The organism is Reyranella sp. (assembly GCF_036558665.1).
In the GTDB taxonomy this organism is placed as follows: Bacteria; Pseudomonadota; Alphaproteobacteria; order Reyranellales; family Reyranellaceae; genus Reyranella.
The window spans coordinates 1-25,792 of record NZ_DATBFE010000096.1 but is presented as its reverse complement, the minus strand read 5'-3'; the positions used below and the strand labels follow the sequence as shown (position 1 = coordinate 25,792).

At 65.0% G+C, this 25,792-nt stretch carries 31 protein-coding genes; 9 read left to right on the top strand and 22 right to left on the bottom strand.

The window, feature by feature from the left end:
* Position 1: 1 nt before the first annotated feature.
* From nusB to VH499_RS15290, 14 genes are all read right to left on the bottom strand, one after another.
* A complete protein-coding gene (gene nusB / locus VH499_RS15355; protein ID WP_332053616.1) occupies positions 2–481 on the bottom strand; it encodes a transcription antitermination factor NusB in 480 nt (159 codons plus the stop codon).
* Positions 478–954, bottom strand: coding sequence for a 6,7-dimethyl-8-ribityllumazine synthase (gene ribH, locus VH499_RS15350; RefSeq protein ID WP_332053615.1), 477 nt, complete (start codon positions 952–954; stop codon positions 478–480). Before ribH ends, nusB begins: the two co-directional genes overlap by 4 nt.
* 3 nt (positions 955–957) lie before the next feature.
* On the bottom strand, positions 958–2,109 hold the full coding sequence (gene ribB, locus VH499_RS15345; RefSeq protein WP_332053614.1) for a 3,4-dihydroxy-2-butanone-4-phosphate synthase: 1,152 nt from the start codon (positions 2,107–2,109) through the stop codon (positions 958–960).
* A complete protein-coding gene (locus tag VH499_RS15340) occupies positions 2,106–2,708 on the bottom strand; it encodes a riboflavin synthase (RefSeq protein WP_332053613.1) in 603 nt (200 codons plus the stop codon). Before VH499_RS15340 ends, ribB begins: the two co-directional genes overlap by 4 nt.
* 9 nt (positions 2,709–2,717) lie before the next feature.
* Positions 2,718–3,797: a bifunctional diaminohydroxyphosphoribosylaminopyrimidine deaminase/5-amino-6-(5-phosphoribosylamino)uracil reductase RibD gene (gene ribD, locus VH499_RS15335; RefSeq protein WP_332053612.1), complete on the bottom strand. Its 1,080-nt coding sequence runs from the start codon at positions 3,795–3,797 to the stop codon at positions 2,718–2,720.
* 4 nt (positions 3,798–3,801) lie between these two features.
* Positions 3,802–4,266 (bottom strand): transcriptional regulator NrdR, encoded by a 465-nt coding sequence (nrdR, locus tag VH499_RS15330; RefSeq protein WP_332053611.1) that lies wholly within the window; start codon positions 4,264–4,266, stop codon positions 3,802–3,804.
* 31 nt (positions 4,267–4,297) lie between these two features.
* Entirely contained in the window at positions 4,298–5,605 is a 1,308-nt protein-coding gene (gene glyA / locus VH499_RS15325; RefSeq protein ID WP_414709791.1) for a serine hydroxymethyltransferase, read from the bottom strand.
* Positions 5,602–6,051: a ribose 5-phosphate isomerase B gene (gene rpiB, locus VH499_RS15320; RefSeq protein WP_332053609.1), complete on the bottom strand. Its 450-nt coding sequence runs from the start codon at positions 6,049–6,051 to the stop codon at positions 5,602–5,604. Before rpiB ends, glyA begins: the two co-directional genes overlap by 4 nt.
* 162 nt (positions 6,052–6,213) lie before the next feature.
* Positions 6,214–7,326, bottom strand: a complete 1,113-nt coding sequence (locus VH499_RS15315) for a branched-chain amino acid ABC transporter substrate-binding protein (protein WP_332053608.1) — start codon at positions 7,324–7,326, stop codon at positions 6,214–6,216.
* Positions 7,327–7,375: 49 nt separating this feature from the next.
* Positions 7,376–7,738, bottom strand: coding sequence for a DUF6867 family protein (locus VH499_RS15310; protein ID WP_332053607.1), 363 nt, complete (start codon positions 7,736–7,738; stop codon positions 7,376–7,378).
* Complete coding sequence (locus VH499_RS15305; RefSeq protein WP_332053606.1) at positions 7,735–8,463, bottom strand: ABC transporter ATP-binding protein; 729 nt, start codon at positions 8,461–8,463, stop codon at positions 7,735–7,737. The genes VH499_RS15310 and VH499_RS15305 overlap by 4 nt, the downstream gene beginning before the upstream one ends.
* A complete protein-coding gene (locus VH499_RS15300) occupies positions 8,456–9,268 on the bottom strand; it encodes an ABC transporter ATP-binding protein (RefSeq protein WP_332053605.1) in 813 nt (270 codons plus the stop codon). The genes VH499_RS15305 and VH499_RS15300 overlap by 8 nt, the downstream gene beginning before the upstream one ends.
* Complete coding sequence (livM, locus tag VH499_RS15295) at positions 9,265–10,686, bottom strand: high-affinity branched-chain amino acid ABC transporter permease LivM (protein ID WP_332053604.1); 1,422 nt, start codon at positions 10,684–10,686, stop codon at positions 9,265–9,267. Before livM ends, VH499_RS15300 begins: the two co-directional genes overlap by 4 nt.
* A gap of 4 nt (positions 10,687–10,690) precedes the next feature.
* Positions 10,691–11,605: an ABC transporter permease subunit gene (locus VH499_RS15290; RefSeq protein WP_332053603.1), complete on the bottom strand. Its 915-nt coding sequence runs from the start codon at positions 11,603–11,605 to the stop codon at positions 10,691–10,693.
* A 101-nt stretch (positions 11,606–11,706) separates the two neighbouring features.
* Here VH499_RS15290 and VH499_RS15285 point away from each other — a divergent pair, with 101 nt between their 5' ends.
* From VH499_RS15285 to VH499_RS15255, 6 genes are read left to right on the top strand one after another with little or no spacing between them, the layout of a single operon-like run.
* Positions 11,707–11,925 (top strand): enoyl-CoA hydratase-related protein, encoded by a 219-nt coding sequence (locus tag VH499_RS15285; RefSeq protein WP_332053602.1) that lies wholly within the window; start codon positions 11,707–11,709, stop codon positions 11,923–11,925.
* A 35-nt stretch (positions 11,926–11,960) separates the two neighbouring features.
* Complete coding sequence (locus VH499_RS15280) at positions 11,961–12,152, top strand: hypothetical protein (RefSeq protein WP_332053601.1); 192 nt, start codon at positions 11,961–11,963, stop codon at positions 12,150–12,152.
* Between the two features lie 18 nt (positions 12,153–12,170).
* Positions 12,171–13,043: an NAD(P)/FAD-dependent oxidoreductase gene (locus VH499_RS15275; RefSeq protein WP_332053600.1), complete on the top strand. Its 873-nt coding sequence runs from the start codon at positions 12,171–12,173 to the stop codon at positions 13,041–13,043.
* Positions 13,044–13,055: 12 nt separating this feature from the next.
* Positions 13,056–13,574: a UGSC family (seleno)protein gene (locus VH499_RS26200; protein WP_422662707.1), complete on the top strand. Its 519-nt coding sequence runs from the start codon at positions 13,056–13,058 to the stop codon at positions 13,572–13,574.
* The gene (locus VH499_RS15260) at positions 13,571–14,608 is read left to right on the top strand and encodes a hypothetical protein (protein ID WP_332053597.1); all 1,038 of its coding nucleotides are present in this window, start codon (positions 13,571–13,573) and stop codon (positions 14,606–14,608) included. Before VH499_RS26200 ends, VH499_RS15260 begins: the two co-directional genes overlap by 4 nt.
* Entirely contained in the window at positions 14,605–15,576 is a 972-nt protein-coding gene (locus VH499_RS15255) for a hypothetical protein (RefSeq protein ID WP_332053596.1), read from the top strand. The genes VH499_RS15260 and VH499_RS15255 overlap by 4 nt, the downstream gene beginning before the upstream one ends.
* A gap of 12 nt (positions 15,577–15,588) precedes the next feature.
* Here VH499_RS15255 and VH499_RS15250 read toward each other — a convergent pair whose 3' ends face one another.
* From VH499_RS15250 to VH499_RS15215, 8 genes are read right to left on the bottom strand one after another with little or no spacing between them, the layout of a single operon-like run.
* Entirely contained in the window at positions 15,589–15,969 is a 381-nt protein-coding gene (locus tag VH499_RS15250) for a rhodanese-like domain-containing protein (protein ID WP_332053702.1), read from the bottom strand.
* A 56-nt stretch (positions 15,970–16,025) separates the two neighbouring features.
* Positions 16,026–16,865, bottom strand: a complete 840-nt coding sequence (locus VH499_RS15245) for an amidohydrolase family protein (protein ID WP_332053595.1) — start codon at positions 16,863–16,865, stop codon at positions 16,026–16,028.
* On the bottom strand, positions 16,859–18,298 hold the full coding sequence (locus tag VH499_RS15240) for an amidase (protein ID WP_332053594.1): 1,440 nt from the start codon (positions 18,296–18,298) through the stop codon (positions 16,859–16,861). The genes VH499_RS15245 and VH499_RS15240 overlap by 7 nt, the downstream gene beginning before the upstream one ends.
* Positions 18,299–19,372: a dihydrodipicolinate synthase family protein gene (locus VH499_RS15235; RefSeq protein ID WP_332053593.1), complete on the bottom strand. Its 1,074-nt coding sequence runs from the start codon at positions 19,370–19,372 to the stop codon at positions 18,299–18,301.
* 9 nt (positions 19,373–19,381) lie between these two features.
* On the bottom strand, positions 19,382–20,248 hold the full coding sequence (locus VH499_RS15230) for a GNAT family N-acetyltransferase (protein ID WP_332053592.1): 867 nt from the start codon (positions 20,246–20,248) through the stop codon (positions 19,382–19,384).
* A complete protein-coding gene (locus tag VH499_RS15225) occupies positions 20,235–21,275 on the bottom strand; it encodes an NAD-dependent epimerase/dehydratase family protein (RefSeq protein ID WP_332053591.1) in 1,041 nt (346 codons plus the stop codon). Before VH499_RS15225 ends, VH499_RS15230 begins: the two co-directional genes overlap by 14 nt.
* Positions 21,272–22,681, bottom strand: a complete 1,410-nt coding sequence (locus VH499_RS15220) for a mandelate racemase (RefSeq protein ID WP_332053590.1) — start codon at positions 22,679–22,681, stop codon at positions 21,272–21,274. The genes VH499_RS15225 and VH499_RS15220 overlap by 4 nt, the downstream gene beginning before the upstream one ends.
* Before the next feature lie 4 nt (positions 22,682–22,685).
* Complete coding sequence (locus tag VH499_RS15215; protein ID WP_332053589.1) at positions 22,686–23,495, bottom strand: sugar phosphate isomerase/epimerase family protein; 810 nt, start codon at positions 23,493–23,495, stop codon at positions 22,686–22,688.
* Between the two features lie 109 nt (positions 23,496–23,604).
* On the opposite strand from VH499_RS15215, the gene VH499_RS15210 reads away from it, so the two are divergent.
* The 3 genes from VH499_RS15210 to VH499_RS15200 form a co-directional block, all read left to right on the top strand.
* The gene (locus VH499_RS15210) at positions 23,605–24,372 is read left to right on the top strand and encodes an ABC transporter permease (RefSeq protein WP_332053588.1); all 768 of its coding nucleotides are present in this window, start codon (positions 23,605–23,607) and stop codon (positions 24,370–24,372) included.
* Between the two features lie 34 nt (positions 24,373–24,406).
* Entirely contained in the window at positions 24,407–25,393 is a 987-nt protein-coding gene (locus VH499_RS15205; protein WP_332053587.1) for an ABC transporter substrate-binding protein, read from the top strand.
* A gap of 19 nt (positions 25,394–25,412) precedes the next feature.
* Positions 25,413–25,792, top strand: a 380-nt coding sequence (locus VH499_RS15200) for an ATP-binding cassette domain-containing protein (RefSeq protein WP_332053586.1), incomplete at its 3' end; no start/stop codon positions are given.

Here is a 25,792-nt window from a genome sequence, read left to right as displayed (position 1 = left end):
GCTAACTGGTCAATTCCGAGCCGCGCACCTGGCGGGCCACGCGATCGAGCACCGAATTGACGAATGTCGGCTCGCCCTGATCGTAGAACGCATGTGCGATCTCGACATATTCGTTGATCGCCACCTTGGGTGGCACGTCGCGGCGATGCACCAGCTCGTACGCCCCGGCGAGGAGTATCGCGCGCACCAGACGATCGACGCGTCCCCAGGTCCAGTCCTCGGCGAGCGCCGAAGCGACTGTCTCCTGCAGCTCCTGCCTGTGTCCTGCAGCGCCTTCGACGACATCCTTGAACAAGGGCCGGTCGGCATCGCGCCGCATGCCGCCTTCGCCCGATTCGCCGGTACGCACCTTCAGGAACTGCTCGACGATATCTCCGGGTGCATCCTGGCCTTCCTGCCATTGATAGAGGGCCTGCACCGCCGCCAGGCGCGCCGCCTGACGCCGGCTCGGCGGACGGTCTGGCGTCGCTTGCTCGCTCATCCGTTCCGCCAGCGTCGCCCGAGCGCCACCATGGCGAGGCAGGCATGGGCGGCATCGCCGCCCTTGTTGCCACGGTCGACAAAGGCGCGGGCCCGCGCCTGATCCATCGTATCGACCGTGACGATGCCATAGCCAATGGCGAGCTTGTCCCGGACCGTCAGATCCATCAGACCTCGGGCACTCTCGCCGCAAACATAGTCGTAGTGCGTGGTCTCCCCGCGAACGACGCATCCCAGGGCGACAAATCCGTCATAACGGCCGGCCGCGAGCGCGATCGCGCCGGGAATCTCGAACGCGCCGGGCACGACGACACGCTCCGCCAGCGCGCCGTTCCTTGCAATCTCGTGCTCGGCACCGGTGATCAGCGCGTCCGCGATCTCGGCGTAGTAGCGCGATTCGACAATCAAGATGCGGGCGCCCCTGACGCCGTCGATCGCGGGCCGAGCCGTCGGCGTTTCGGTCCGTGTCGACATCGGTCAGCCCGCCGTTCGGTCGGGAACGGGCCTTTGCCCGACGACCCGCAGCCCGAAGCCCTCGAGGCCGACAATGCTCTTCTTGGAGTGGGTAAGCAGGATCATGTCCTTGACGCCGAGGTCGATCAGGATCTGGGCGCCGACACCGTAGTCGCGCAGCTCCTGGCCAGCCGGTGCAACCGGCTCGCCAGCGCGCCGACGCTGCTCGGAGAGTACCACGGTCAGCGGCTCGCGGATGAGAACGATCACCCCGCGTCCCTCGGCAGCGATGGCATGCATCGAAGCCTCGATCTCGCCGCCGCGGCCGCCGCTGCGCTGACCAAGGGCGTCGGTAAAGATGTTGACGGCATGCATGCGCACCGTGACCGGGCCGCCGGTCGCCGGATCGCCCTTCACAAGGGCGATATGCTGGGCCTTCGTCACCTTGTTGAGATAGACGACGCAGCGAAAGTCTCCGCCGTAGATGCTGTCGAACACCGTGTCGCTGATCCGCTTCACAATTGAATCGTAGCGCCGGCGATAAGCGATGAGATCGGCGATGGTGCCGATCTTGAGGCCGTGGCGCTGGGCGAAGCTGATGAGATCGTTGCGGCGGGCCATCGTCCCGTCGTCGTTCATGATCTCGCAAATCACGCCTGCCGGCGTCAGCCCGGCGAGGCGTGCCAGATCAACGGCCGCCTCCGTGTGTCCGGTGCGCTCCAGCGTTCCGCCGTCGCGGGCGACCAGGGGAAAGACATGGCCCGGTGTCACGATGTCGTGCGGACCGCACGAGGGGTCGATGGCGACTGCCACCGTACGTGCGCGGTCGGCCGCGGAGATCCCCGTTGTCACTCCCTCGCGCGCCTCGATCGACGTCGTGAAGGCCGTCTGGTGGCGCGTGCCGTTGTTCTGGGACATCAGCGACAGGCCAAGTTGCTCTACCCGCTCGCGCGGCAGTGCAAGACAAATGAGGCCCCGGGCATGCTTCGCCATGAAGTTGATCGCATCGGGCGTAGCGAATTGCGCCGGGATGACGAGGTCGCCCTCGTTCTCGCGGTCCTCGTCGTCGACAAGGATGAACATCCGGCCCTTGCGGGCTTCCTCAATAATGTCTTCGGCGGCGGCCTTCACCTCGCTGAAGGTGATGCGCCAGGCGTCCTTATCGAGCGCGTTCATGCCTTTCCGTGCTCCAACAGTCGCGCAACGTAACGCGCGAGCATATCGACCTCAAGGTTGACCGGTTGTCCGGCCTGGGCCTGGCCCAGCGTTGTGACCGCCAGGGTGTGTGAAATCACGTTCACGCCGACGCGGTTGCCGGTCACCTCATTGACTGTGAGCGACACGCCGTCGACCGCGATCGACCCTTTGGCCGCCATGAAGCGCGCGAGGTCCGCCGGCGCCTCGAACACGAACCGGATGCTGCCACCTTCCGGCGTCGTCGACACGATCTTTCCCACACCGTCGACATGGCCGTAGACGAGATGGCCGCCGAGCTCGTCACCGAGCTTCAGTGACAATTCGAGATTGATGCGGGTGCCTCGCTGCCAATCGCCGAGATGCGTCTTCTCGAGGGTCTCGCCCGAGGCTTCTACCGTGAAGCGGTCCGGCCCCTTCTCGGTGACAGTGAGGCAACAGCCGGAACAGGCGATCGATGCGCCGAGGGTGACCGCCTTCATGTCATGCCTGGTACGCACGACAAAGCGGCGGTCGCCCGTCTTGCCGCCTGGCGTGACGGAGACGATTTCGCCGATATCGGAGACGATGCCGGTGAACATGGCCGGTACTTAAGCGTCTCTCCGCCAGGTTTCCACCATGTCGGCTCCCACAGTTCGGGCCGAGACCAGGGTGAACCGGGGCGCGAAATCCAAACGCTCGACGGCCATGGGCCCGACCGCAGAGCGGCTGTCGGCGCCCATCACCAAGCCCGAACGATAGTGGCTGATGCGGTCGGCCAGGTTTGCCTTCAGGAAAGCAGCCGCCACCTCACCGCCGCCCTCGATCAACACCCGCGTGAGGCCCCGGTCGCCCAAGGCCCTGGCGGCGGCAACGACGTCGACCCGTCCGTCCGCGCTGGCCGGAACACGGATCACCTTCACGCCCCGCCCGGTCAGCCGTACCTCGTGGCCGGGATCGATTTGCGTGCAGATCAGCCAAACCGGGGTTGCGCCGGCAGTCGTCGCGAGCCTGGAGTCGAGCGACAGGCGCGCTCGCGAATCGAGAACGATCCGTACCGGCGAATAGGCGGCAAGACCAGGCAGCCGGCAGGCGAGCTCCGGATTGTCCAGCGCCACCGTGTTGGCACCCACCAGGATAGCGTCGTGCGTCGCCCGCAACCTGTGGCCATCGGCGCGGGCCGCCGTCCCCGTGATCCATTTGCTCTCGCCGGTCGATGTCGCGATTGCCCCGTCGAGGGAGGTGGCGAGCTTCAGATGGAAAAGCGGCCGCCCTTCGCGAACGCGCTGGAAGAAGCCGGCATTGATCTCCGCCGCCGCCTGGGCGCCCTCGCCGACCTCGACGGCGATGCCCGCGGCCCTCAGACGTGTGTGACCCTGCCCCTTCACCCGCGGGTCGGGATCCTCGATCGCCGAGACAACGCGCGATACGCCGGCCGCGATCAACGAGTCCGCGCAGGGCGGCGTCCTGCCGTGATGCGCACACGGTTCGAGCGTCACGTAGACTGTGGCGCCGGCCACAGGCTCGAGCGCTGTCGCCAGCGCGTCCGCCTCGGCGTGCGGACGGCCGCCGTCGCGCGTGCGGCCGCGGGCGATGATGCGGCCGTCGCGCACGATCACGCAGCCGACGGCAGGATTGGGCCAGGTGCGGCCGAGCGATCGGCGCGCCAGCGCGAGCGCCGCGCGCATCATCGCTTCAATCCTTGAAGTTGGTCTCGGCAAGATCCGAGATGAATTCCTCGAAGTCCTTGGCCTCGCGGAAATTGCGATAGACTGAGGCGAAACGCACATAGGCCACCGGGTCGAGCGCGCGCAACGCGTCCATCACCAGTTCGCCGATCTGCGCCGAGGGGATCTCGCTCTCGCCGGAGCTTTCGAGGCGGCGCACGATGCCGTTCACCACCCGCTCGACGCGCTCGGGGTCGACGGGCCGCTTTCGGCAAGCCACCGAGATCGAGCGCGCGAGCTTGTCGCGATCGAAGGCCACGCGTTGGCCGTTCTTTTTGAGCACGGTCAATTCGCGCAATTGGACGCGCTCGAAGGTCGTGAAGCGTGATCCGCAGGAAGGGCAGTACCGCCGACGGCGGATCGCCGAATTGTCGTCGGTCGGTCTCGAGTCCTTAACCTGGGTATCCTCGTGACCGCAGAATGGACAGCGCATCTCTCCCCCCTTGCTTGTCTGCGGCGCCTTGTCAGTCGCGGTAGATCGGGAAACGCGCGCAAAGGTCGTGGACCTTGCCGCGAACCTGCGCCTCGACCTGAGCATCGCCGTCCGGGCCGTTCCTCGCGACTCCGTCCAGAACGTCCGCGATCAGATGACCCACCTGACGGAACTCGGCCACGCCCAAGCCGCGCGTCGTGCCCGCCGGCGATCCCAGGCGGACACCGGAAGTAATCGTGTATTTCTCCGGGTCGCCCGGGATGCTGTTCTTGTTGACGGTGATGCCGGCGCGATCGAGCACCTTCTCCGCCGCGACGCCTGTCGCCTTCTTCGGCCGCAGATCGACCAGCATGACATGGCTGTCGGTACCCCCGGAGACGATCTTCAAACCTCGCTCCGTCAGTGCCGAGGCGAGCGCACGGGCATTGTCTATGGTGCGTTGGGCATAGACCTTGAAGTCGGGTCGCAGCGCCTCGCCGAGGGCCACGGCCTTGGCGGCGATGACGTGCATCAGCGGCCCGCCCTGCAGTCCCGGAAAGACCGCCGAATTGATCTTCTTGCCGATCTCCGCATCGGTCGAGAGAATCATGCCACCGCGCGGACCGCGCAGCGTCTTGTGGGTCGTCGTCGTCACGACGTGGGCATGGGGCAGCGGGCTCGGATAGACACCGCCAGCCACCAGCCCGGCATAATGGGCCATGTCGACCATGAAGAACGCGCCGATTTCGTCGGCGGCCTTGCGGAAGCGCGCCCAGTCGATCTGGCGCGAGTAGGCGGAGGCGCCGGCGATGATCAGCCTTGGCTTCTCCTTTCGCGCGATCGCTTCCATCTGCTCGTAGTCGATCAGATGCGTGTCGGGCTTGACGCCGTACGACACGACCTTGAACCATTTGCCGGACTGGTTTGCGGGCGAGCCGTGCGTGAGGTGGCCGCCCTGGTCGAGCGCCATGCCCAGAAAGGTGTCGCCCGGCTTCAGCAGCGCCATGAACACGGCCTGATTGGCCTGCGCACCCGAATGGGGCTGCACATTCGCGAAAGCGCAATCGAAAAGCTTGCAGGCGCGGTCGATGGCGAGTTGCTCGGCCTTGTCGACTTCCTCGCAGCCGCCATAGTAACGTCGGCCGGGATATCCTTCGGCATATTTGTTGGTCAGTACGGATCCGGCCGCCTCGAGAACGGCGCGCGACACGATGTTCTCCGAGGCGATCAGTTCGATCTGCTCGCGCTGGCGCTGCAGCTCGCCCTGCAGCACGGCATGGATCGCAGGATCGGCTTCGGCCAGATCTTGCGTAAACATTGGCAAAGCGGTCTCTTCGGTCTTCGCGGCAGGCTGGCTCATTTTGGCAATTCCCTCGAGAGCTTGGCGACGCGGCCGGCATGCCGGCCGCCTTCGAATGGCGTGGCGAGAAACACTTGCAGCGCCTCGCGTGCTGTCTCGACGTCGATCAATCTCTGGCCGAACGCCACAACGTTGGCGTCGTTGTGTTCGCGCGACAGTCGCGCCGATCTCACATCATGTGCAAGAGCGGCACGAACCATCGGGTTGCGATTAGCCGCGATCGAGATGCCGATCCCGCTGCCGCATACGAGAACGCCGCGCCCCGCGCGGCCGGTGGCAATGACCTCGGCCATCGCCTGCCCGAAATCGGGATAGTCGACCGTTGCCGTGGAACTGGTCCCGAGGTCGAGCACGTCGTGACCAGCTTGCTGCAAGTCGCGCTTGAGAATTTCCTTCAGGTCGAAGCCGGCATGATCCGACGCGACGGCGATGGTGGCCCCGGCCATCCGACGTCCATCCCCTCTAGCTGTTGGGTCCCGATTACCATATCCGGCGCAGCCATGTCACGATCCCCCCAAAATCATGAGTTCCGGGCCACAAGACATTGATCCGCCGAATAAAAAGGCCCGGCGCGAGACCGGGCCTCTGAAAGTCAGACGTGGTAGCGCCTATTTGACCGTCGGATAGGACTTGCCGTCCTTCCAAACATAGATGTCATACACCGGATTCTTGATGTCGCCCTTCTGGTCGAAGGCGAGCGGGCCGACCGCCGAATCATAGGTCTGGCTGCGCAGTGCAGTCGCCACCGCAGCGGCGTCGGTCGACTTGGCCTTGTTGGCGGCTTCGGCCCACACTTTCACGGCGGCGTAGCTGAACAGCGTGTAGCCCTCCGGATTGTACTTGGCGTCGCGGAATTTCTTGACCAGGCTCGCGTTCTTCGGATCGTCCTCGGCCTTGGGCGGGAAAGACATCAGGACGCCGTTCGTCGCCGCGCCGCCCAACTGGTAAAACTCGGCCGTCTCGAGCGAATCGAAGCCGACCATCTGGGTGGGCAGTCCCTGCTCCTTCGACTGCTTGATGATCAGCGCCGCCGCGGTGTGGTAACCACCCAGCACGATCATGTCGATCTTCTCACGCTTCATCTTGTTGATCAGCGCGGTGAAGTCCTTGTCCGTGTCGTTGTAGGCCTCGTACATGACCTCGCGCAGGCCGCCCTTGTTCAGGGTCTTCTTGGTCTCGTCGGCCACGCCCTTGCCGTAGGGCGACTTGTCCTGGAGGATCGCGACGCGCGCGTTCTTGTGGTACTTGAGAATGTAGTTGCCGACCGTCGTTCCCTGGACGTCATCGCGGCCGCAGGTGCGGAAGATGGTCGTGTTGCCATTGGCGAAGGCATCGTCCGTCAACTTGGGATTGGTCGACGCCGGCGTGATCTGCAGGATCTTGGCTTCATGGTAGATCGACGACGCCGGAATCGAGGAGCCGGAGCAGAAGTGGCCGGCCACGAACACGACCTTGTCCGACGCCATCTGGTTGGCGACCGCGGTCGCCTGCTTGGGATCGCAGGCATCGTCGCCGATGGTCAGTTGCAGCTTCTGGCCGTTCACGCCGCCGGCGGCATTGATCTCGTCCACCGCCATCTGGGCGCCGCGCTTCAACTGCTCGCCGAAGGCGGCATACTGGCCCGTCATCGGTCCGGCCGAGCCGATCTTGATCTGCGCGAAAGCCGGCAACGCGGTCATGGCGACGGCCGCCGCCGCCAGCGCCCCGTAAATGCTCCTCATGCGAACCTCCCTCATTTGACCCCTCCCCGACGTGGAACGACGTGTCAGCTTAGTGCCGCTCCTGCCAGCCCAGCAAGCCTTTGCGCCGATAGAGCCACGGATATTGCCGCACCATCTGACGTGTGCGCGTCAGCCGAAAGCTGAACGCGGCGATCGCGAGTTGTACCGCCCAGCCGAGCGCGAACCCTCCGAGCGACCACAACTCACCGCTCGCCAGTGCATAGTCGAGAAATCGCAAGCCTGCCGAAAGAAGGCCGGTATAGAAGACGATGCGATTCCATCGCCGCCAGGCGATCGCTACCGCATGTCCTGCCGCGAACGAAGCCGGTCCCACCAAGACCACATTGAACAGGACTACGTTGAACAACGTGTCGCCGAACCAGTCGAAGGAGAAAGTGTCGACTGCGCTCATGCATGTCCGCCTTCGAGATAGGCGGCGCGAACCTCGGCGTTGGCCAGCAGTTCGCTGGCCTGGCCGCTCAACCTCACATGACCGTTGACCAGCACATAGCCACGGTCGGCCAGTCGCAGCGCGTGATAGGCGTTCTGCTCGACCAGGAAAATCGTGACCCCCTCCTCGCGCGCGATCCGGCCAATCGCCGCAAAGATCTGCTGCACGATCAGCGGCGCCAGGCCTAGCGAGGGCTCGTCGAGCAGCAGGAGTCTCGGCCGGCTCATGAGCGCGCGGCCGATCGCCAGCATCTGCTGCTCGCCGCCCGACAGGGTGCCGCCGCGTTGGCCACGGCGTTCGGCGAGACGCGGGAACATGGCGAAGACGCGATCGATATCCTGCTGGAAATGTGCCGGAGCCGCGATCGTGGCGCCCATTTGCAGGTTCTCGAGCACGCTCATGCGCGGAAAGATTCGCCGGCCTTCGGGAACCTGCGCCACGCCTCGCCGCACGATCTCGTGCGTCGGCAGATGAGCAATCTCCTCGCCGTCGAGCCTGATGGATCCGGACCGCGCGCGGGGGCTGCCGCATATCGTCATCAGAAGAGTCGACTTGCCGGCGCCATTGGCCCCGATCAAGGTGACGATTTCGCCGCGGCCCACGTTGAGTTCGACGCCATGCAGCGCCTGGATGGCGCCGTAGAAAGTCGTGACGCCGGTCACCTCCAGGGCAAGCGTCTCAGGCATCCGGACCACCCTCGCCGGTCCCGAGATAGGCGCGAATCACGGCGGGATCGCGCTGTACATCCACTGGCGATCCCTCCGCGATCTTTCGGCCGTAGTCGAGGACCACCACATGATCGGAGATCCTCATCACGACGGTCATGTCGTGTTCGATCAGGAGGACTCCAATGCCGTCGCGGTCGCGGATCGAGACGAGAAGCGCGTTGAGTGCAGTCGTTTCCCTCGGATTGAGACCGGCCGCCGGCTCGTCCAGACAAAGCAGGCGCGGCTCGGTGCACATCGCGCGGGCGATCTCGAGGCGCCGCTGCGCTCCGTAAGGCAACTCGCCGGCCGGCCGATCGGCATCGGCCACAAGGCCAATACGTTCGAGCCAGCCGCGCGCCATCTCGACGGCCGCACTCTCGGCCAGGCGGTATCGTCTCAAGCCGAGAAGACCGAACACGCTCATGCCCGACGCCCGCATCAGCTTGTTGTGCTGGGCGACCATGAGGTTCTCGAGCACCGTCATGCCCGGGAACAGCCGGATATTCTGGAAGGTGCGAGCCACTCTCGCCTGCTGGCCGATCTCGTATCCGAGCATGCGCTCCAGGAGATACTCGCGATCGCCGCGCAGCGTAAGGCGGCCGATGGTCGGCTTGTAGAAGCCGGTAATGCAGTTGAATACCGTCGTCTTACCCGCCCCGTTGGGCCCGATGATCGCCGTGATCTCGCGCGGCCGGGCACTGAACGAGACATCGTCGACAGCCAGAAGGCCACCGAAGCGCATCGTCAGCCGTTCGATATCGATGAGCGGCAACGATGGCGTCATCCGCCGCCTCCGGCGGGCTTGGTATGCAAGCGTAGCGACGGCTCGCGATGCGCAATCAGTCCGCGTGGCCGGAATACCATGATCAGGACCATGGCGAGCCCGAAGGCCAGCATGCGGTAGGTGCCGAGATCGCGGAACCATTCGGGCAGCCCGATCAGCAGCACGGCGGCCAGGACCACACCGATCTGGCTGCCCATGCCGCCCAGCACGACGATGGACAGAATGATCGCCGATTCGATGAAGACGAAGCTCTCGGGACTGATGAACCGCTGTTTGGCGGCGAAGAAGGAGCCGGCAAAACCGGCGAACATGGCGCCGATGGCGAAGGCGGTGAGCTTGGTGTTGGTCGGATTGATGCCGAGCGCCTGGCAGGCGGTCTCGTCCTCGCGCAGGGCTTCCCAGGCACGCCCCACGGGCAAGCGACGCAGGCGCAGGGCGAAGAGATTGGTAACCAATGCCAGCCCGAGGATGATGTAGTAGAGGAAGATCAGCCGCTGTGTGCCGTCGAACGGCACGCCCATCATCTCGGCGAACGTTCGACGCCCGGCCGGCGCGCGTTCCGCAAACACCGCGCCGAACAGCGTCGGCCCGGGAATGCCGCCGATGCCGGCCGGTCCGTTGGTCAGGTCGACCCAGTTGATCAGCACCAGCCGGATGATCTCGCCGAATCCGAGCGTCACGATGGCGAGGTAGTCGCCGCGCAGGCGCAGAACGGGGAATCCCAGCAGCAGGCCAAAGGTCGCGGCCATGGCACCTGCGAGCGGCAGCACCACCCAGAAGCCCAGCCCCCATTGCGTGCTGAGCAAGGCGTAGGAATAGGCGCCAACGGCATAGAACGCGACGTAACCCAGATCGAGCAGGCCGGCGAGCCCGACCACGATGTTGAGGCCCCAGCCAAGCATCACGTATGTCAGGATCAGTACAGCGAGATCCATCGTCTTCTGGTCGGCAACGGGCAGGACGGGCAGCGCGACCGCTGCGGCCAACAGGATCAAGGCCAGCCATCGACTGCCCGCGAGCTTGAGCACGTGGCCTTGCTTCGACCGCTGGGCTCGGCTGATCACCCGATTGGCAGCGGGCCACAGTGTACGACCTATGACCAACAGGCCGGTCAGCCCGACGAACCAGTGCAGGAAAGCTGATGGAAGCTCGACCGGAGAAGCGCCGCTCGCGCCCAGAATCCCGCCGAGGATGAGAGCGGGCCAGCGCTCGCCTTCGGCCGCCAGGGACAGGCCGAGCCGGCCCGCGAAGATCGCGACAACGGCAACGGCGAGATCGATGAACTGGTAGTCGAAGGTCAGCCCCTTGGTCGAGCCGATGTCGACTGTACGGAACCCGACGATGAAGATGCCGAGCGCAGCAGCGACGAAGGCGGTGAGCGCCGCGTCCTTCAGGAGCCAGGGAAGACGCGAAGCCATCGGCTCAGACCTTTTCGATCTCCGGTTTGCCGAGCAATCCGGTCGGGCGGAAGATCAGCACCAGAACCAGGATGCCGAAGACAGCGACATCCTTGTACTCGCTCGAAAAGTAGCCCGCCCAGAAGACCTCGATCAGGCCGATCAGCAAACCGCCCAGCATCGCGCCGGGCAACGAGCCGATGCCGCCGAGCACGGCTGCAGTGAAGGCCTTGATGCCGGCAAGGAAGCCTATGAAGAAGTCGATGACGCCGTAGTACATCAGGAACAGCATGCCCGCGACGGCAGCCAGCGCCGCGCCCACCACGAAGGTGAGCGAGATGGTGCGGTTGACGTCGACACCCAGCAGCGCCGCCATCTTCATATCCTGTTCGCAAGCGCGTTGCTGGCGGCCGAGCGGCGTGCGCGCGATCACCCAGGTGAAGGCGGCCATCAGGATTACTGTGACGAGCACGATGATGATCTGAAGCCAGGTCACTCGGACGTCGAAACCGTCGGCGCTGAAGAGATTGTAGCCGCCCGATACGATCTGCCCGCCGGGCTTGGGCCGTGCCCCCTGGGTGAGCTGGACGTAGTTCTGCAGGGTGACCGACATTCCAATGGCGGAGATCAGCGGTGCCAACCGAAATGAGCCGCGCAATGGGCGGTATGCCAAGCGCTCAACCGCCCATCCATAGACCGACGTGAAGGCCATGGCGAGCAGCAACACCAGCAGGATCGCGAGCGGCGCGGAGCCCAGCCCCAGCAGTGCGCAGATCATGAACCCGATCAAGGCAATGAAGGCGCCGATCATGAAGATCTCGCCATGGGCGAAATTGATCATGCCGATGATGCCGTAGACCATCGTGTAACCGATGGCGATGAGACCGTAGACAGCGCCGAGCGTAATGGCGTTGATGAGCTGCTGCGAAAAATACGCCATACGCCTGCCTTCCCCCTCCTCTGCGCTCTACGACGCCTTGAGTGTCCGGACTCCAGTGTAACGCGGAGAACGCCCACAGGGAGGACGAAAATGACGATCTCATGATGATCCGTGTGCAAATCACGGACCACGTCGCCCGCGTCACCATGGACCATCCCCCGGTCAATGCCCAGAACGCCGCATTCCAGGACGAAATGATCCATGCCTTCGACCGCCTTTCCGACATGGGCGAGGTCCGTGTCGCGGTGCTTAGCGGCAAGGGGAGATGCTTTTGCGCCGGCGTCGACATCAAGGCGCGCGCCGACCAGCAGCTCAGCTGAGGAGATGCCTGGCAGGGCATGCGATACGTACGCGAATGCTTCATTCGATTGTCGAATGCAGGAAGCCGGTGATCGCCCCCATCAACGGGCCGGCGCCAGGCGCGGGCCTTGCAGTCGCGGCCTCATGCGACCAGAACATGACGGTCAACCTGCAGAACAGCGAAGATTCCAAGGAGGCGATGCGTGCCTTCGTCGAGAAGCGCAAGCCGCTACTCAAGGGTCGCTGAGTGCTATAGTTCACCGCGATGACCATTCCGACCTACGACCTGATCGTCATCGGGGCGGGACCGGCGGGCCTCTCGGCAGCAGCGGAGGCGGCGCGCCTGGGCGTCGCGACCCTCTGTCTGGACAAGCTGGCGCCCGGCGGCCAACTGATCAATCTCGGTGAATTGCAGGACGTCGAGGAACCCTTGGACGGCCCGGATATGGCGGCACGCCTGACGGACGATGCGGCCGTGGCGGGCGTCGAGATCGGCTTCGGTGAAGTCACCGCGCTTTCGGGCTCGGGGCCCTGGACCGTCGAGACTTCCGAGGGCGAAGCACGCACGGCCAGAGCGATTGTGATCGCGACCGGGCTCAACAAGGGAATGCTCGGTTTGCCGAACGAGTCCGACTATGAGGGTCGAGGCCTGTCACATTGCGCTCACTGCGACGGGCCGCTCTATGCGGGGTTGCCCGTGGTGGTTGCGGGCGGCGACGGCTGGGCCAGGTACGAGGCGCAGGAACTTGCGAGTCTTGCAGGCAAGGTCACGATCGTCGATGCGAGCGCCGCCTCGAGCTCGCAAGATATTCCGCGAATTGCCGGCCGGATCGTCGCGCTCGAGGGCAGCGACGGCCTCCAGTCCGTTACGGTCGAGGGCGACCGGGGCCGCCAGACGCTTCCGGCCTGCGCCGTGTTCGTCTACGTCGGCCAGTCTCCTGCAGCGGAATTCGTGCCGGATTCCCTTGCGCGTGACGCCACGGGGCATATCGTTGCCGATGAGGAAGGCCGAACAGCGGTCTCGACCGTCTTCGCTGTCGGTGACGTACGGGCGGGGGCCCGTCAATCCCTGTCCGACGCGATCGCCGATGGCCAGCGCGCCGCTCAGGCGGTTGCGGCGGTCCTGAAGAAGAAGTGAGGAGGATCTTCTATGCGTATCTACAATCCCACCTTCGGTCTATCGGCCGCCGGCGGCGAGAAAGTGGCGCTGAAGCCGGTCAACTGGAAGACGGACTCCATTGCGCTCGTTTCGAACTCCAAACCGAACGCCCGGGAGTTGCTCGAAGGCATTCGAGCCAAACTCGGCGCCGTCCGCGAGATCGACAACGTCAAGTTCGAAGCCAAGAACAGCGCCAGCCAGCCGGCACCGAAGGATCTGATCGAAAAAGTGGCGGCCAACTACCGCGGTGCGCTTCTCGCCATAGCGGATTGAGGAAGCTGCTCATCGTGGAGTTTCCACGACAGCATCGAACTCGAGAAGCATGGCATCACGGCCTACGTGATCGCCACTGAGACATTCAAGCCGCTGGTTCTGGCGCAGGCGAGGGCCCGCAAGGTAGAGCCGCGGTTGATCGTGGTGAAGCATCCGATCGGCGGCCTCAATGCCGACGAACTGGCGGAACGGATCGAGGCGGCAACCAAAGGACTGGCCGAGGCCACGAGCAAATGAAGGATACCGCGGACCAGGAAATCATCGACATCGGCGATCTCGATGTCGAGGCGTTCAACGAATTTGCCGTCGAGCAGGGCTGGAGCGACGGCATGCCGCTCTATATGCCAACGGAGGCGAAGGTCGCGACGTTCGTCGATACGGTGCGCGGCGACAACCGCCCGTTCTCGGCCGTGCCGCCACGTCAGGTCGTTCCGACCATCCAGGCCCTGGCAGCCAACGCCGTGATGGCAGGGTGCAAGCCGGCATACTTCCCGGTCGTGACCGCCGCCCTGCGCGGCGTTCTCGACGCCGACTACAATCTTCACGGAACGCTGGCGACCACCCACTCCTGCGCTCCGATGATCATGGTGAGCGGACCGATCCGCAAGGAGCTCGACATCAATTGCGGCTCGAACTGCTTCGGGCAAGGCTGGCAGGCCAATGCCACGATCGGCCGTGCGCTCGGCCTGGTGCTGCTGAACGTCGCCGGCGCCAAGCCCGGCGAAATGGATCGCTCGACCCAGGGTAATCCGGCCAAATTCACCTTCTGTTTCGGCGAGAACGAGGAAGAGAATCCCTGGAAGCCCTATCACGTGCAACGCGGCTTCGCGCCGACGGACAGCATCGTGACGGTCATGTCGGGCGAGGGGCCGCACAATCTCAACGATCACGGCAGCACGACGGGCGACGGCCTCCTGACCACTTTCGCCAATTCGATGGCGACACCGGGCGCCAACACGATCTACGGCAAGGGCCCCTCCTTCGTGATCATCGGTCCCGAGCATGCCGCGACGCTGGCGCGCGACGGCTATACGATCGAGAGCATCCAGGATGAGCTCTTCAAGCGCTCGCGCGTGCATGCCTCGCGGATCTCGAAGGAGAACCAGGAGACCTACGTCAGTACCGGCCACAAGCCCGACGGCGACTGGTTCGCGATCGCACGCTCGCCGCAGGACATCCATGTCACCGTCGCCGGCGGCCCGGGGAAGCATTCGGCCTTCATCCCGTCGTTCGGCGGCACCACCGTCGCTTCGGTGCGCATCGCGCGATGACCGAATGGTGCGGCTGGCCGGTCGTCGGCGAGGCGATCGCCTGGGAAGCCGCGCAACAGATCCTGACTGACGCCGAACTGTCGGATGGCTTGCCGCTGGTGCCGCCGACGCAGCGACGCCTCGATGCGATGATTGCGGGTATCGCCCGTTGCGCCGAGTCGAGGGGTGCCATGCCGCCGATGTTCGGCGAGATCACGCCTGAAGCCGTCGCCTACCAATGCGCGATCGCCGGCTGCCGCCCGGCCGAGTTGCCGGTCGTCCTGGCAGCCGCGGAAGCGACGCTGGAACCGGACTTCAATCTCCTCGGCATAGCCACCACGACCGGCACGGCATGCGTCGCGCTTTGCGTGCATGGGCCGATTGCGCGGCAGCTCGACATCAATTCAGGCACCAACTGCCTCGGGCCGGGCAACCGCGCCAATGCGAGCATCGGCCGCGCCCTTCAGCTTTGCATCCGCAATATCGGCGGCGCGAGATCCGACACCGGCGACATGGCGACGATGGGCCAACCGGGCAAATACGCATTTTGCTTCGCCGAGCGCTCCGACGGGCCCTTCCCGACGCTCCCCGTGCGCAATGGGTTGGGCGGCGATGCCAGCGCCATCACGGTGATGGGCGTCTCCGGCACGGCCGAGGTCCTGCCCGGCGATGGCGAGGGCGCCACACCGGAGGCGATCCTGTCGCCCATCGTCGCCGGCATGCGTGCCGCTATCGTCATGTCCGGCATGAGCCGCAGGAACGAACGAGGCGAACAGGTCTTCCTGCTGCCGCTCGAGATGGCGGAGAAGATCGCCCGCCACGACGGCTGGGACGTCACCCGCATCCAGCGCTACGTGTTCGACGAAGGCCAAGGCGTGGCACGATCCCCCGACGCCATCCATCCCATCGTCGCCGGCGGTGCCGGCTACAAGATGACTTACCTGCCGATCTGGGGCGGCGGCTCGCAGACGGTGATGCGCCGACTTTAGGACCGGGGCGAACTACACCTTTTCGACCGGGCCGCCCTTCTCCGCCCAGTCCTTGAACGCGCCGAGGTTGCGCACGTCGCGGTAGCCCAGATCCTGCAACGCCTTGCCCGCCAGAGCCGACCGGCCGCCCGAGGCGCAGTAGAGAATCACAGGACGATCGCGCCTGAAGGCCTTGTCGTGGTAGGGCGAGTCGGGATCGGCCCGGAACTCGAGCATTCCCCGGGACACGTGGACCGCGCCTACTACTTTGCCGCTGGCCTGGAGTTCCGGCATGTCCCGCACGTCGACAACCAGAGCATCCTTGCCCTTGATCAGTGCCATCGCCTCGTCGCGTTCAACCCGCGGCACGGCAGCGTTGGCGGTCGCAAGCATTTCCTTGACCGAGGTCGGCATGTCGTCCTCCCGGAAAGTGATCGATGGCGCCAGCTTGCGCCGCGGTCCGGGCGCCTTCAAGCCACCTTCCATCCGATCCATTCGCAGACGCCGCGTCCCATCACCCATTCGAGATCCTCGCCCTTCAGCCACGGCATCTCCTCGGTGAACATCGTCACGCCCTGCCGATAGCTGCAGGGCAGCCGCGACCAATCGGTGCCCCAGAACGTGCGTTTGGGACCGAACGCGTCGAACACGCGCTCGATGTGGCGGTGCACGGACCTGAAGGGATAGGTCCTGTCGTCCGCATAGCACGGCATGGCCGAGACCTTGGCGGCGACGTTGGGCCGCCTGGCGAGTGCCAGCACCTTGTCGAGGGTCGCGAAGTTGGACGTCTCGGCGACGGTCTTCCCGCTCTTCAGGCCCAGATGGTCGAGGACGAGCCTGAGCCCCGGATAACGCTCCGCGATAGCGCCGGCGAGATGCATGTATTCATGATGGAAGAGCACCATCGCCGGGATGCCCGCCTTCTCCATCTCACCCCACACCCAGTCGAAGCGCCCATCAAGCAGCGGTTGCCGCAGGATGTCGGTATGGAATGTGAAGCGCATGCCGAGCATGCCCGGCTGCTTCTTCCAGGCGGCGATCTGGCCCCGCGCACCGGGTGCCTCGGGATCGAAGCGACCCATGACAGCCAAACGGGTGGGATGGCTCTTGGCCGCCTCGAGTGCGAGATCGTTGCGGTCGCCCTCCCAGGAAGGCGGAACGATGACGACGCGATCGACGCCGGCCTCGTCCATCTCCGCCAGCAGCTCGTCCTTGCCGAGCGGCGCGCGATGCGGCTCACCACGCGCCGGCCACGGACGCTCCGGCGTGCTGGCAGCCCAGATATGGACCTGTGCATCCGCGATCAGCATGGATGTCCTCGCTTTGACCTCACCGGAGGCGGCCGGCGATCGCGCCACGGCCGCGCCCGCTCGAGCTGGCCGGCGAGTGAATAGAGTATCTCCTCGGCGCCATATCGGGCGGCGAAGTGCAAGCCGATCGGCAGCCCACCGTCGGTCCAATCCAGCGGCAGCGACATGGCGGGAATGCCGGTCGCATTGCAGACGGCAGTGAAGGGAGTCAGGGGCGCCACCGCCTTCTCGAACTCGTCAGCCGATCTGTCCGTGCGCACGCGCCCCAGCGGCAGATGCGTGATGGCGAGCGTTGTGGACAACAGCACATCGTATGCCTCGAAGAAGGCGCCGAGCCGCCGGCCGGTGCGATGGAATGTCTGAACGGCGCGAATATATTCATCGGCCGTCACCGCTCGGCCGCGCTCCGCGTAGAGGCGGGTTACGGGCTCGATATCATCGGGCCCGGGTGTGCGGCCGTTGGCTCGGACCTGCAGGTTGGTCCAGGTGTTGGCGCACATCACGCGCCAGAAAGCTTCGTTCAGCCGTTCGGCGTCATAGTCGGGGTATGCCTCCTCGACGTGATGCCCGAGGTCTTCGAGGAGCTTGGCCGTGCGCTCGATGGTGCGAACCAAGGCAGGCTCGAGCGCGGCGCCACCGACGGGCCTGCGCATGACCGCAATGCGCAGCCGGCCCGGTGGCCGCGAGGCCGCTTCGAGGAATGTTCCTGCCGGCGGTGGTGCACCATAGGGATCGCCGGGCTGAGCGCCTGCCGTCGCATCCAGGAGCGCAGCGCTGTCGCGCACCGAGATCGAAACACAATGCTGCACCCCGGCGCCGGCCAGCGTCTCGCCGATCGGCGCCAGGCTGATGCGGCCCCTGGACGGCTTCAGTCCGAACAGGCCGCAGAGACTGGCCGGAATGCGGATCGAGCCGCCGCCGTCCGTCGCGTGCGCCATCGGGAGGACGCGGGCGGCCACCATCGCCGCGGAGCCGCCCGACGACCCGCCGGGCGACAGGTCGAGCCGCCACGGATTGCGGGTCGGCCCACCGAAGGCCGGCTCGGTCGTCGGTGCCAATCCGAACTCGCTGGTGTTGGTACGGCCGACGATCACCAGGCCGGCACGCCGCATGCGCGCCACGGCTGCACTGTCGGCCGCCGAGACCGGCTCCCTGGCAAAGAATCGCGAGCCGAGCGTCGTCGGCGTGCCGGCGCATTCGGCCATGAGCTGCTTCACCAGATAGGGAATTCCCCGGAACGGCCCGTCGCCGGCCGCCGCGACAGATCGTTCCAGCAGCTCGCCTGCGTACAAGTCGGCGACGGCGTTGAGCTCTTCATTGGCGTCGCGCAGACGGCGAAGCGTGTGATCGAGTAACTCTCGCGCGTCGAGCTTGCGCGCCTTGATCAGCCCGGCGACCGCAAGCGCGTCATGTGTTGCAAAAAGATCGTGCACTCAGGCGCGCCAGCGCTCGAGGTTGGCGGCGACGAAGGCATCGTCGTGCAGCTCAGGATAGGTCGTGTACAGCCGGTCGATGCCGGCGCTCTGGCCCGGACTCAACTTCTCCTCGGGATCGAGACATTCGATCGATCTCATCAACCCCTGGCGCCGCAGGATCTCATGGCATCCCGGAATGCAGCCGGCAAAGTCGTGCTCGACGTCGAAGACCACGCTGTTGCAGTCGGTCACGAACGAATCGAGGGCGAGCACTTCAGGCGAAACATCGCCGTTCGACACCGAAAGCTTGAGCCGCTCGAGGAGCTGCACGGCGCCGCGCGTCCACACGCTCCAGTGGCCCAGCAGACCGCCCTTGAAGCGCAGCATGACCTCGCGATTGCCGGTGCGGACGACCATCGGCGTAATGAGGTCGGCGACGATATGATCGTCGTTGCCGGTGTAGAGCGTGACGCGTTCCTCCGCCTGCGCCCGGGCGACTCCGACGGCGACGTCGAGTGTGCGGTAGCGGTTGAAGGGCGCGACCTTGATCGCCACGACGTTGTCGATCGCGGCGAAGCGCTCCCAGAAGGCACGCGACAGAGGAATGCCACCGACAGCAGTCTGCAGGTAGAAGCCGACCAGCGGCATCTCCTGCGCGACAGCGCTGCAGTGCCCGATCAGCTCGTCTTCGCTCGCGCCCTTCAAGGCTGCCAGAGACAACAGTACGGCGTGATAGCCGAGAGCGCGGGCCGTGCGCGTCTCTTCTACGGCCTGCGCCGTCTTGCCCACCGCGCCTGCGATCATCACCAGTGGCCGGTCCGTCCACTCGCGCGCCGTCTCGATCGCGAGCTCGAGCACGGGCCGATAGAGGCCGACCTCGCGAATCGCGAACTGGGTAGAGTGAACGCCGACCGCCAGCCCGCCCGATCCCGCATCCAGATAGTATCGACTGATCGCCCGCTGCGACTGCCTGTCGAACTGCCGGTCGGGGCCCAGTGCCAGAGGATGGGCCGGAATCACCGTCCCCTCCCGCAAGAGGGACAGGACGGGGCCCGGGAGATCGCGCCAATTCAGAAACTTGTCGCCAGTCATGGCCATATCCTATCCCAATTCGGGACCAGCCAACGCGAAAAGCCGCCCCGGATCCTCCAGCCCCTTCACCTCTCCCAGGGTCATCCTCACATAGGCGCGCGGCGAGACGGCGCCCTGCTTCCAGAGCCAGCGTCGGATGTCGCCATGGACTTCGGGAACGTCGAGGATGAAGGGCCCGGACACCGCGGCAGCCGCTCGCGCTATCAGCGCGAGACCGATCGCCTCGTCGTCGGCAACGACCGGCCCGATCGAGTTGGCCAGGCGCCCCTCACGGCCCAGGGCGAAGCCCACACACTTTCCCTCGGCATTCTCCGCGATCCAGGCCAGTCGACGCTGGCGGCCTGCCAAGTGCGCCAGGATCCCCGGTCTTTCCATGGCGCTTCGCGGTTGGTCGTAGCGCGAGATGCCCTTCAGGTCGGTACTGACGCACGGCCGCAGGTTCATGCCGGATGGCGGCGCAACCGCTTCGGCCGCCTTGTCGAGGTGCCAGCGCGAGATCCTGTAGAGGTCGTGGAAGCCCAAAGTCAGGTAGAGCGGCCGACCCTGCTCCGTCGCATCGAGACCGGCGACGCCATCTGCTGCGCGCACCTCCTCGACGCAGCGCTTCAATAGAGCCGTGCCGAGACCGGCCCGGCGACGCGCCTTCGTAACCAAGACCATGCTGATCCAGGACAGCGACCGCCCGAGCGGCAGGACCAGCGAGCTTGCCTCCCAATGGCCGTTGGCGCTCCTGCAACCGAAGCCACGGCCCGTTTCAAGCATGAACCGCCAATCCGTGGCGTTCTGGTTCCAACCCGCCTCGACCGACAAGGGCCACACCGCTTCGCTCTGGTCCGGCTTGATGGGCACGACCTCCAGAACGTCAATATTGGCCATCGCGGACCTCGTAGTGGGTCGGCTTGTTCAAGGTTTTCATGTCCCGCATAAGCCAGTCGGCCGTCCATTCGATCATGCGCGCCAATGGCACACTCGGCGGCCCGAATTCCTGCAGCATGCGGCTGGCATTGTTCAGCCAGCCCGTCGCTGCCTCCGTGCCGGAAAATCTCGGCGTCTTCCCCATCAGCTTGCCAAATTCATTGGCAAGCCATCGTACCTCGATTGTCTCCGGTCCGGTGACGTTGATGGGACTGGTCGGTGTCGTCGTATGGGCGAGACAACGCAGCGCGATCGTATTGGCGTCCCCCTGCCAGATCACGTTCACATGGCCCATGGAGAGGTCGATGGTATCGCCGTCGCGGACCTTGCGGCCGATGTCGTGCAGGACGCCGTAACGCATGTCGATCGCGTAGTTCAGCCGGAAGAGACGCCCGGGCGTGCCATGCCTGGCCGAAAAATACTCGAACATGCGCTCACGGCCGACGCAGGAACTAGCGTAGTCCCCCGGCGGAGGCAGCGGGGGGACTTCCTCCGTCGCGCCACCGCCTTCGACAGGCACGAAGGGGTAAACGCAGCCGGTCGAAAAGGCGACGATGCGCGCAGACTTGAAGACTTCGGCCACCATCGCCGGGACATGCACGTTCATCGCCCAGGTGAGCGGTACGTCGCCTGTCGCGCCGAACTTTCGCCCGGCCATGAACACGACGTTGCGGGCCTTAGGCAATTTCTCGAGGGCGGATTGATCCAGCAGATCGGCAGCGATGGGCTCGACCCCGGCCTGAGCCAAAGCCTCGCGCACCCCGGGTTCGCTGAAGCGGGCCACCCCCATCACCCGCCTGGAAGGCGCCGCCCGCCTGGCCAGGCGCGCCAGCGTCGGCCCCATCTTTCCGCCGACGCCGAGAACAAGAATGTCGCCCGGAACCGCCGCCAGATCGTCGACCAGCGCCGTCGTGGGCGTGGTCATGAAATCCTCGAGCACCTCGACAGAGTCGAAGCGCGCCGGCAGTCTTGCCTCATCGGTGCTCATGTCGTCACTCCGGCCATCTCACGCATCGAGTCGAAGTCCATCTCGGCACCGACTGCAAAGCCCGGGACGCCGAGCGAACCGAGCGCAATCTTGCCACCCGACGCCTTGAGACGGGCCGGCTTGCCGTCCTTCATGTCGTACAGATCCGGATGAGCTGCCGTAAAGGCTCTTTGTTCCAGCTCCGGGGCGAACGACATGCCATCGACGAAGTGATGGGCGTTGCGTTCGACATGCGTCATGCCGAGCAGCGACACAAGGGCCAGGTCCTGCTGCAGGCTGACGCCGGGCAACGTCGTGAGATCCTCCGCCGACATGAAATAGCCATGACCGAGCTTCGAGACCCGTGACGCGTTCAGGATCGATTTGTAGAAGCCCTTGCAGTTCTTGCTCGAGACGCCGGCGTAGCCGAGCGTCAAGGCAGTCGGGAAGGAGGACAGTTCTCCGTCTGATTCGTCGATGATGACGGGCCTCAACTTCGCCAGTGGCCGGATCGACCGGCTGAGGGCGACGCTGCGCTTGATCGGCTGCTCGATGAACAGCGTCGACCTGGCCAATCTTGCCAGTGCCGGCGTCTCCTCGACCTTGCGCCAGAGCGCAACGATTCCCTCGACATCGTCATACTGCTCGTTGCCGTCGAGCGTTGCACGATAGTCGGCCAAGCCTGAATCGAGAACGGCAGCGATCCGCGTCAGACGTTCGAGATCGGCCCTGATGTCGCCCGACACTTTCAGCTTGTAGTAGCGGCCGCGGTACCAGGATACGACCTCTTCGAGCGTTTCGGGCAGGCCGTCATCTACCCGCTCCTGCGGCGGACGATCGGCCGCGGTCAGCGGATCGACGAGACCGACTGTATGGCGAAGATCGATCGACGCAGCGGGCTTCAGCTTGGCCAGGAACGATGCCAGATCAGCCTCCCTGATGTCGGGCGTCAGCTCGGTCGCCCTGATGCCGGGGACATTGGAAGACACCATCTCGGCGAATGACTGCCCGGTCGCCTTGCCCGCGGCGTCGAGGATCGCCCGGTCGAGCAGAGCCGGCCCGTAGGAGGCGACGAGCGGATTGAGCCCAAGCGTGGCACCTCGTTGCTGCTGCGCCAGATAAGTGTGGGCAAACAGGCCGAACGGCGTATCGAAGCCGCCGGCTCTGTAGTGATCGATGGCGATGGCCAGCGACCGGCGCAGCTGGTCGAGATTCTGCGCGTCGGTGAAGCGCGGATCCTTTTCGAACCACTTGGCGGCGAGGGCTTCGGCCGCCACGCCTTTGCCCGTTCGGCCATCGGCGAGGGAAATGCGGACCCGGGTCACTGCCTGCACACCTTCGGTCACGGTGATGACGCCGAAGCGGAAGGCGAGCCGCATCTTCATCGGCCGCTCATAGCATTCGGCTTCCTCCAGCTTCACCTTCATGCCGCTACTCCAGAAGCCCGGCGACGTAGCCGATCATACGCGCCGCGCATGTCGGCCCGTCCGGTTCGTAGACGAATGGTTCCATCGCCACCCAGCCGTCATAGCCGGTATCGCGCAGCGCATCGATCACGGGACCGAACTTGTCGTCGCCCTGCCCCGGCCCACGCCGGCTGCGGTCGTTCAGCTGGATATGCGCCATCAATCCGCTTGGCATCCAGCGGCGAATAACCTCCGCAACCGGTTCCCGTTCCATCAGACTGGCAGCCAGCGTATCGACCATTGTCTTGAACGCCGGATTGGCGAGCCGGCGCACTACCTCCGTCGCTTCCGCGACCGTGTTGATGTAGTTGCAATCAGGTTTGGCCAACGGCTCGAGGCAGTAGCTGACACGTGCTTCGCGCGCTTCCTCGGCTGCCGCGGCCCAAGCTTCTTCCGCCCGCTTCGCGTCGTCGGGGCTGCTTACGCGGCGCTGTGCCGGCGATCCATGGACCAGATAGCTTCCGCCCAGCTCGGCGCAGAGCCCGACCGACCCGCGCAGCACGTCCACGCTCTTCTGCCAGACCCTGCGATCGGCACTGGTGATCGAAAGGCCGGCCGGCGCCGCCAGCAGCCAGTGGAGACCGCTGACGGCGATCCCGGCGTTGGCGCAGGCGGTTCGAATTTCCGCGCGCCGGACGGCAGGCATGCACCACGCATCGTCGCCGAAGGTAAAGGGCGCGAGCTCGAGCCCGGCATATCCCAGCCGTGCCGCAAGTGCACACTGTCGCTCGAAGGGAAGTTCTCGGATCACCTCGTTGCACAAGGACAGCTTCACCGATCATCCTCGCCTTGACGGGCAATAGGCCGTTCGTCAGTCTGACTGAAATGAGCGGGCATGATATCAGCGCATACGAGGCGATGAAGGGCGTCGTCACGCGTCGGGCATGACAAGATTGAACGCAATCGGCCGCCAGTACACGCCGACGATCGCTCTGTTCGTGGCGCTTCTTCTGATCTGGCAGCTGGCCGCCAGCTTCTCCGGCATCCGCGAATATCTCCTGCCGTCGCCGATCTCGGTCTGGGATGCGTTATGGACCGGCGAGATCTCCTGGTCGCAGCACCTGTGGGTGACGACCTGGGAAATCGTCGGCGCCTTCCTGATGGCAGCCGGAGTCGGCGTGGCGCTGGGTGTCGCCATCGCCTGGTCGCCGCTGCTGGCCAACGCACTGGTGCCGTTCCTCGTGTTCGTCAACACGCTGCCCAAGGTCGCGGTCGCGCCGCTGTTCCTGATCTGGATGGGGTACGGCATCTTCCCGAACATGCTGATGGGCGCGCTGATCGGCTTCTTTCCGGTGGTGATCAACACGGCCGTCGGATTGAGCCAGGTCGAGGCCGACATGCTCGATCTCGGCCGAGTCTTCAACGCGCCGAAGTGGAAGATCTTCGCCAAGATCCGCATTCCCAACGCCCTGCCCTACATCCTGAGCGCGCTCAAGATCACCGCGACGGCCGCGGTGGTGGGTGCGATCGTGGGCGAGTTCGTCGCTTCGCAGAAGGGCCTGGGTTACGTCATCGTCACCACGCAAAGCAGCATGAATACGTCGGTGGCGTTCGCTTCGCTGATCTGGATTTCCGTTGTCGGTCTCGTCCTGTACGGCATCGTGGTCTTGCTGGGCCATCTCTGGGCACCGTGGGCGGAGGGTCTGGACTGAGGCTTCATTCGTTTTCGGGGAAGGGAGGATCATCATGAAACGAGCGTTGTGGCTGGCGCTTGCCACGCTCCTCGCGACGGCGGGATCGGCCGGGGCGCAGGAGAAGTTCACTTTCGCGCTCAATTGGTTCGCGGTCGGCGACCATGCTGCGTACTGGGTCGCGCTCGACAAGGGCTACTACAAGGCGAAAGGCCTCGACGTTACGCTGGAAAACTCCAAGGGATCGGGCGACTCGATCGCCAAGGTCGATACCGGCCGCGCCGACGCGGGCCTGGCGGACGCCGCGGTCGTGATCGCCTCCAAGGCGCGCGGCACGACCATCAAGACGGTCGGCATGGTGTTCGACAAGACGCCGCTCAACATCTTCAGCCTCAAGAGCCATCCGCTTGCCAAGCCGAAGGATCTCGAGGGCGCCACGCTCGGCTCGCCTCCGGGCGACGCGCAGCGCCAGATGTTCCCCGCTTTCGCCAAGCTGAACGGCGTGGATGCGAGCAAGGTCAAATGGGTCAACATCGAGCCGGCCGCCAAGATCGCCGCCGTCGCCGAGAAGCGCATGGACGGAGTCAGCGACTACACCACCGGCCTGCCCCTGTACGAGAAGGCCGCAGGAAAGGGCAACGTCGTCATGATGCCGTGGGCCAATTTCGGCTTCGATCTCTATTCGATGTCGATCATCGCCAGCGAGAAGACGATGAAGGAACGTCCCAAGGTACTGAAGGACTTCCTCGAGGCCTCCTACATGGGCTGGCGCGACGTCATGGCCGATCCGAAGGCGGCCATGGTGATCTTCAAGAAGCGCGTGCCGGAAATCGACGTCGATGCGATCTCGGCCAACATGCTGATGGGCCTCGACCTGATGAAGACGGACCAGTATGCCAAGAACGGCATTGGCTCTATCGACGACAAGCGCATGTGCGCATCGGTCGACCTCGTGAACACCTATATGGGCCTGCCCAAGAAGGTCGACTGCAAGGACGTCTACACCAAGGATTTCTACACCAAGGTCGACATGCCGAAGTAAGTGCCTGGCCGAAATCACCGTGGCAAGGGCACTGATCGACCTCGACAAGGTTGGGATGATCTATCCAGCGGCAAGCGGCCCGGTCGAGGCCCTTGCCGACATCTCCCTGAGGGTGGGGAGCGGAGAGTTCGTCTCCCTCGTGGGACCGAGCGGCTGCGGCAAGTCGACCTTGCTGCGCATCGTCGCCGGCCTGCGACCGGCCACGCAGGGCGCAGTCACCGTTGCGGGCCGCAAGGTCGACCGCCCGATCGCCGACATCGGTATGGTCTTCCAGCAGCCGATCCTGCTCAAATGGCGCTCGATCCTGGACAATGTTTTGTTGCCGGCCGAGCTCGCCGGCAAGGATGCGGCTGGCCTCAAGCCACGCGCCGTCAAGCTGCTCGACATGGCGGGCCTCGG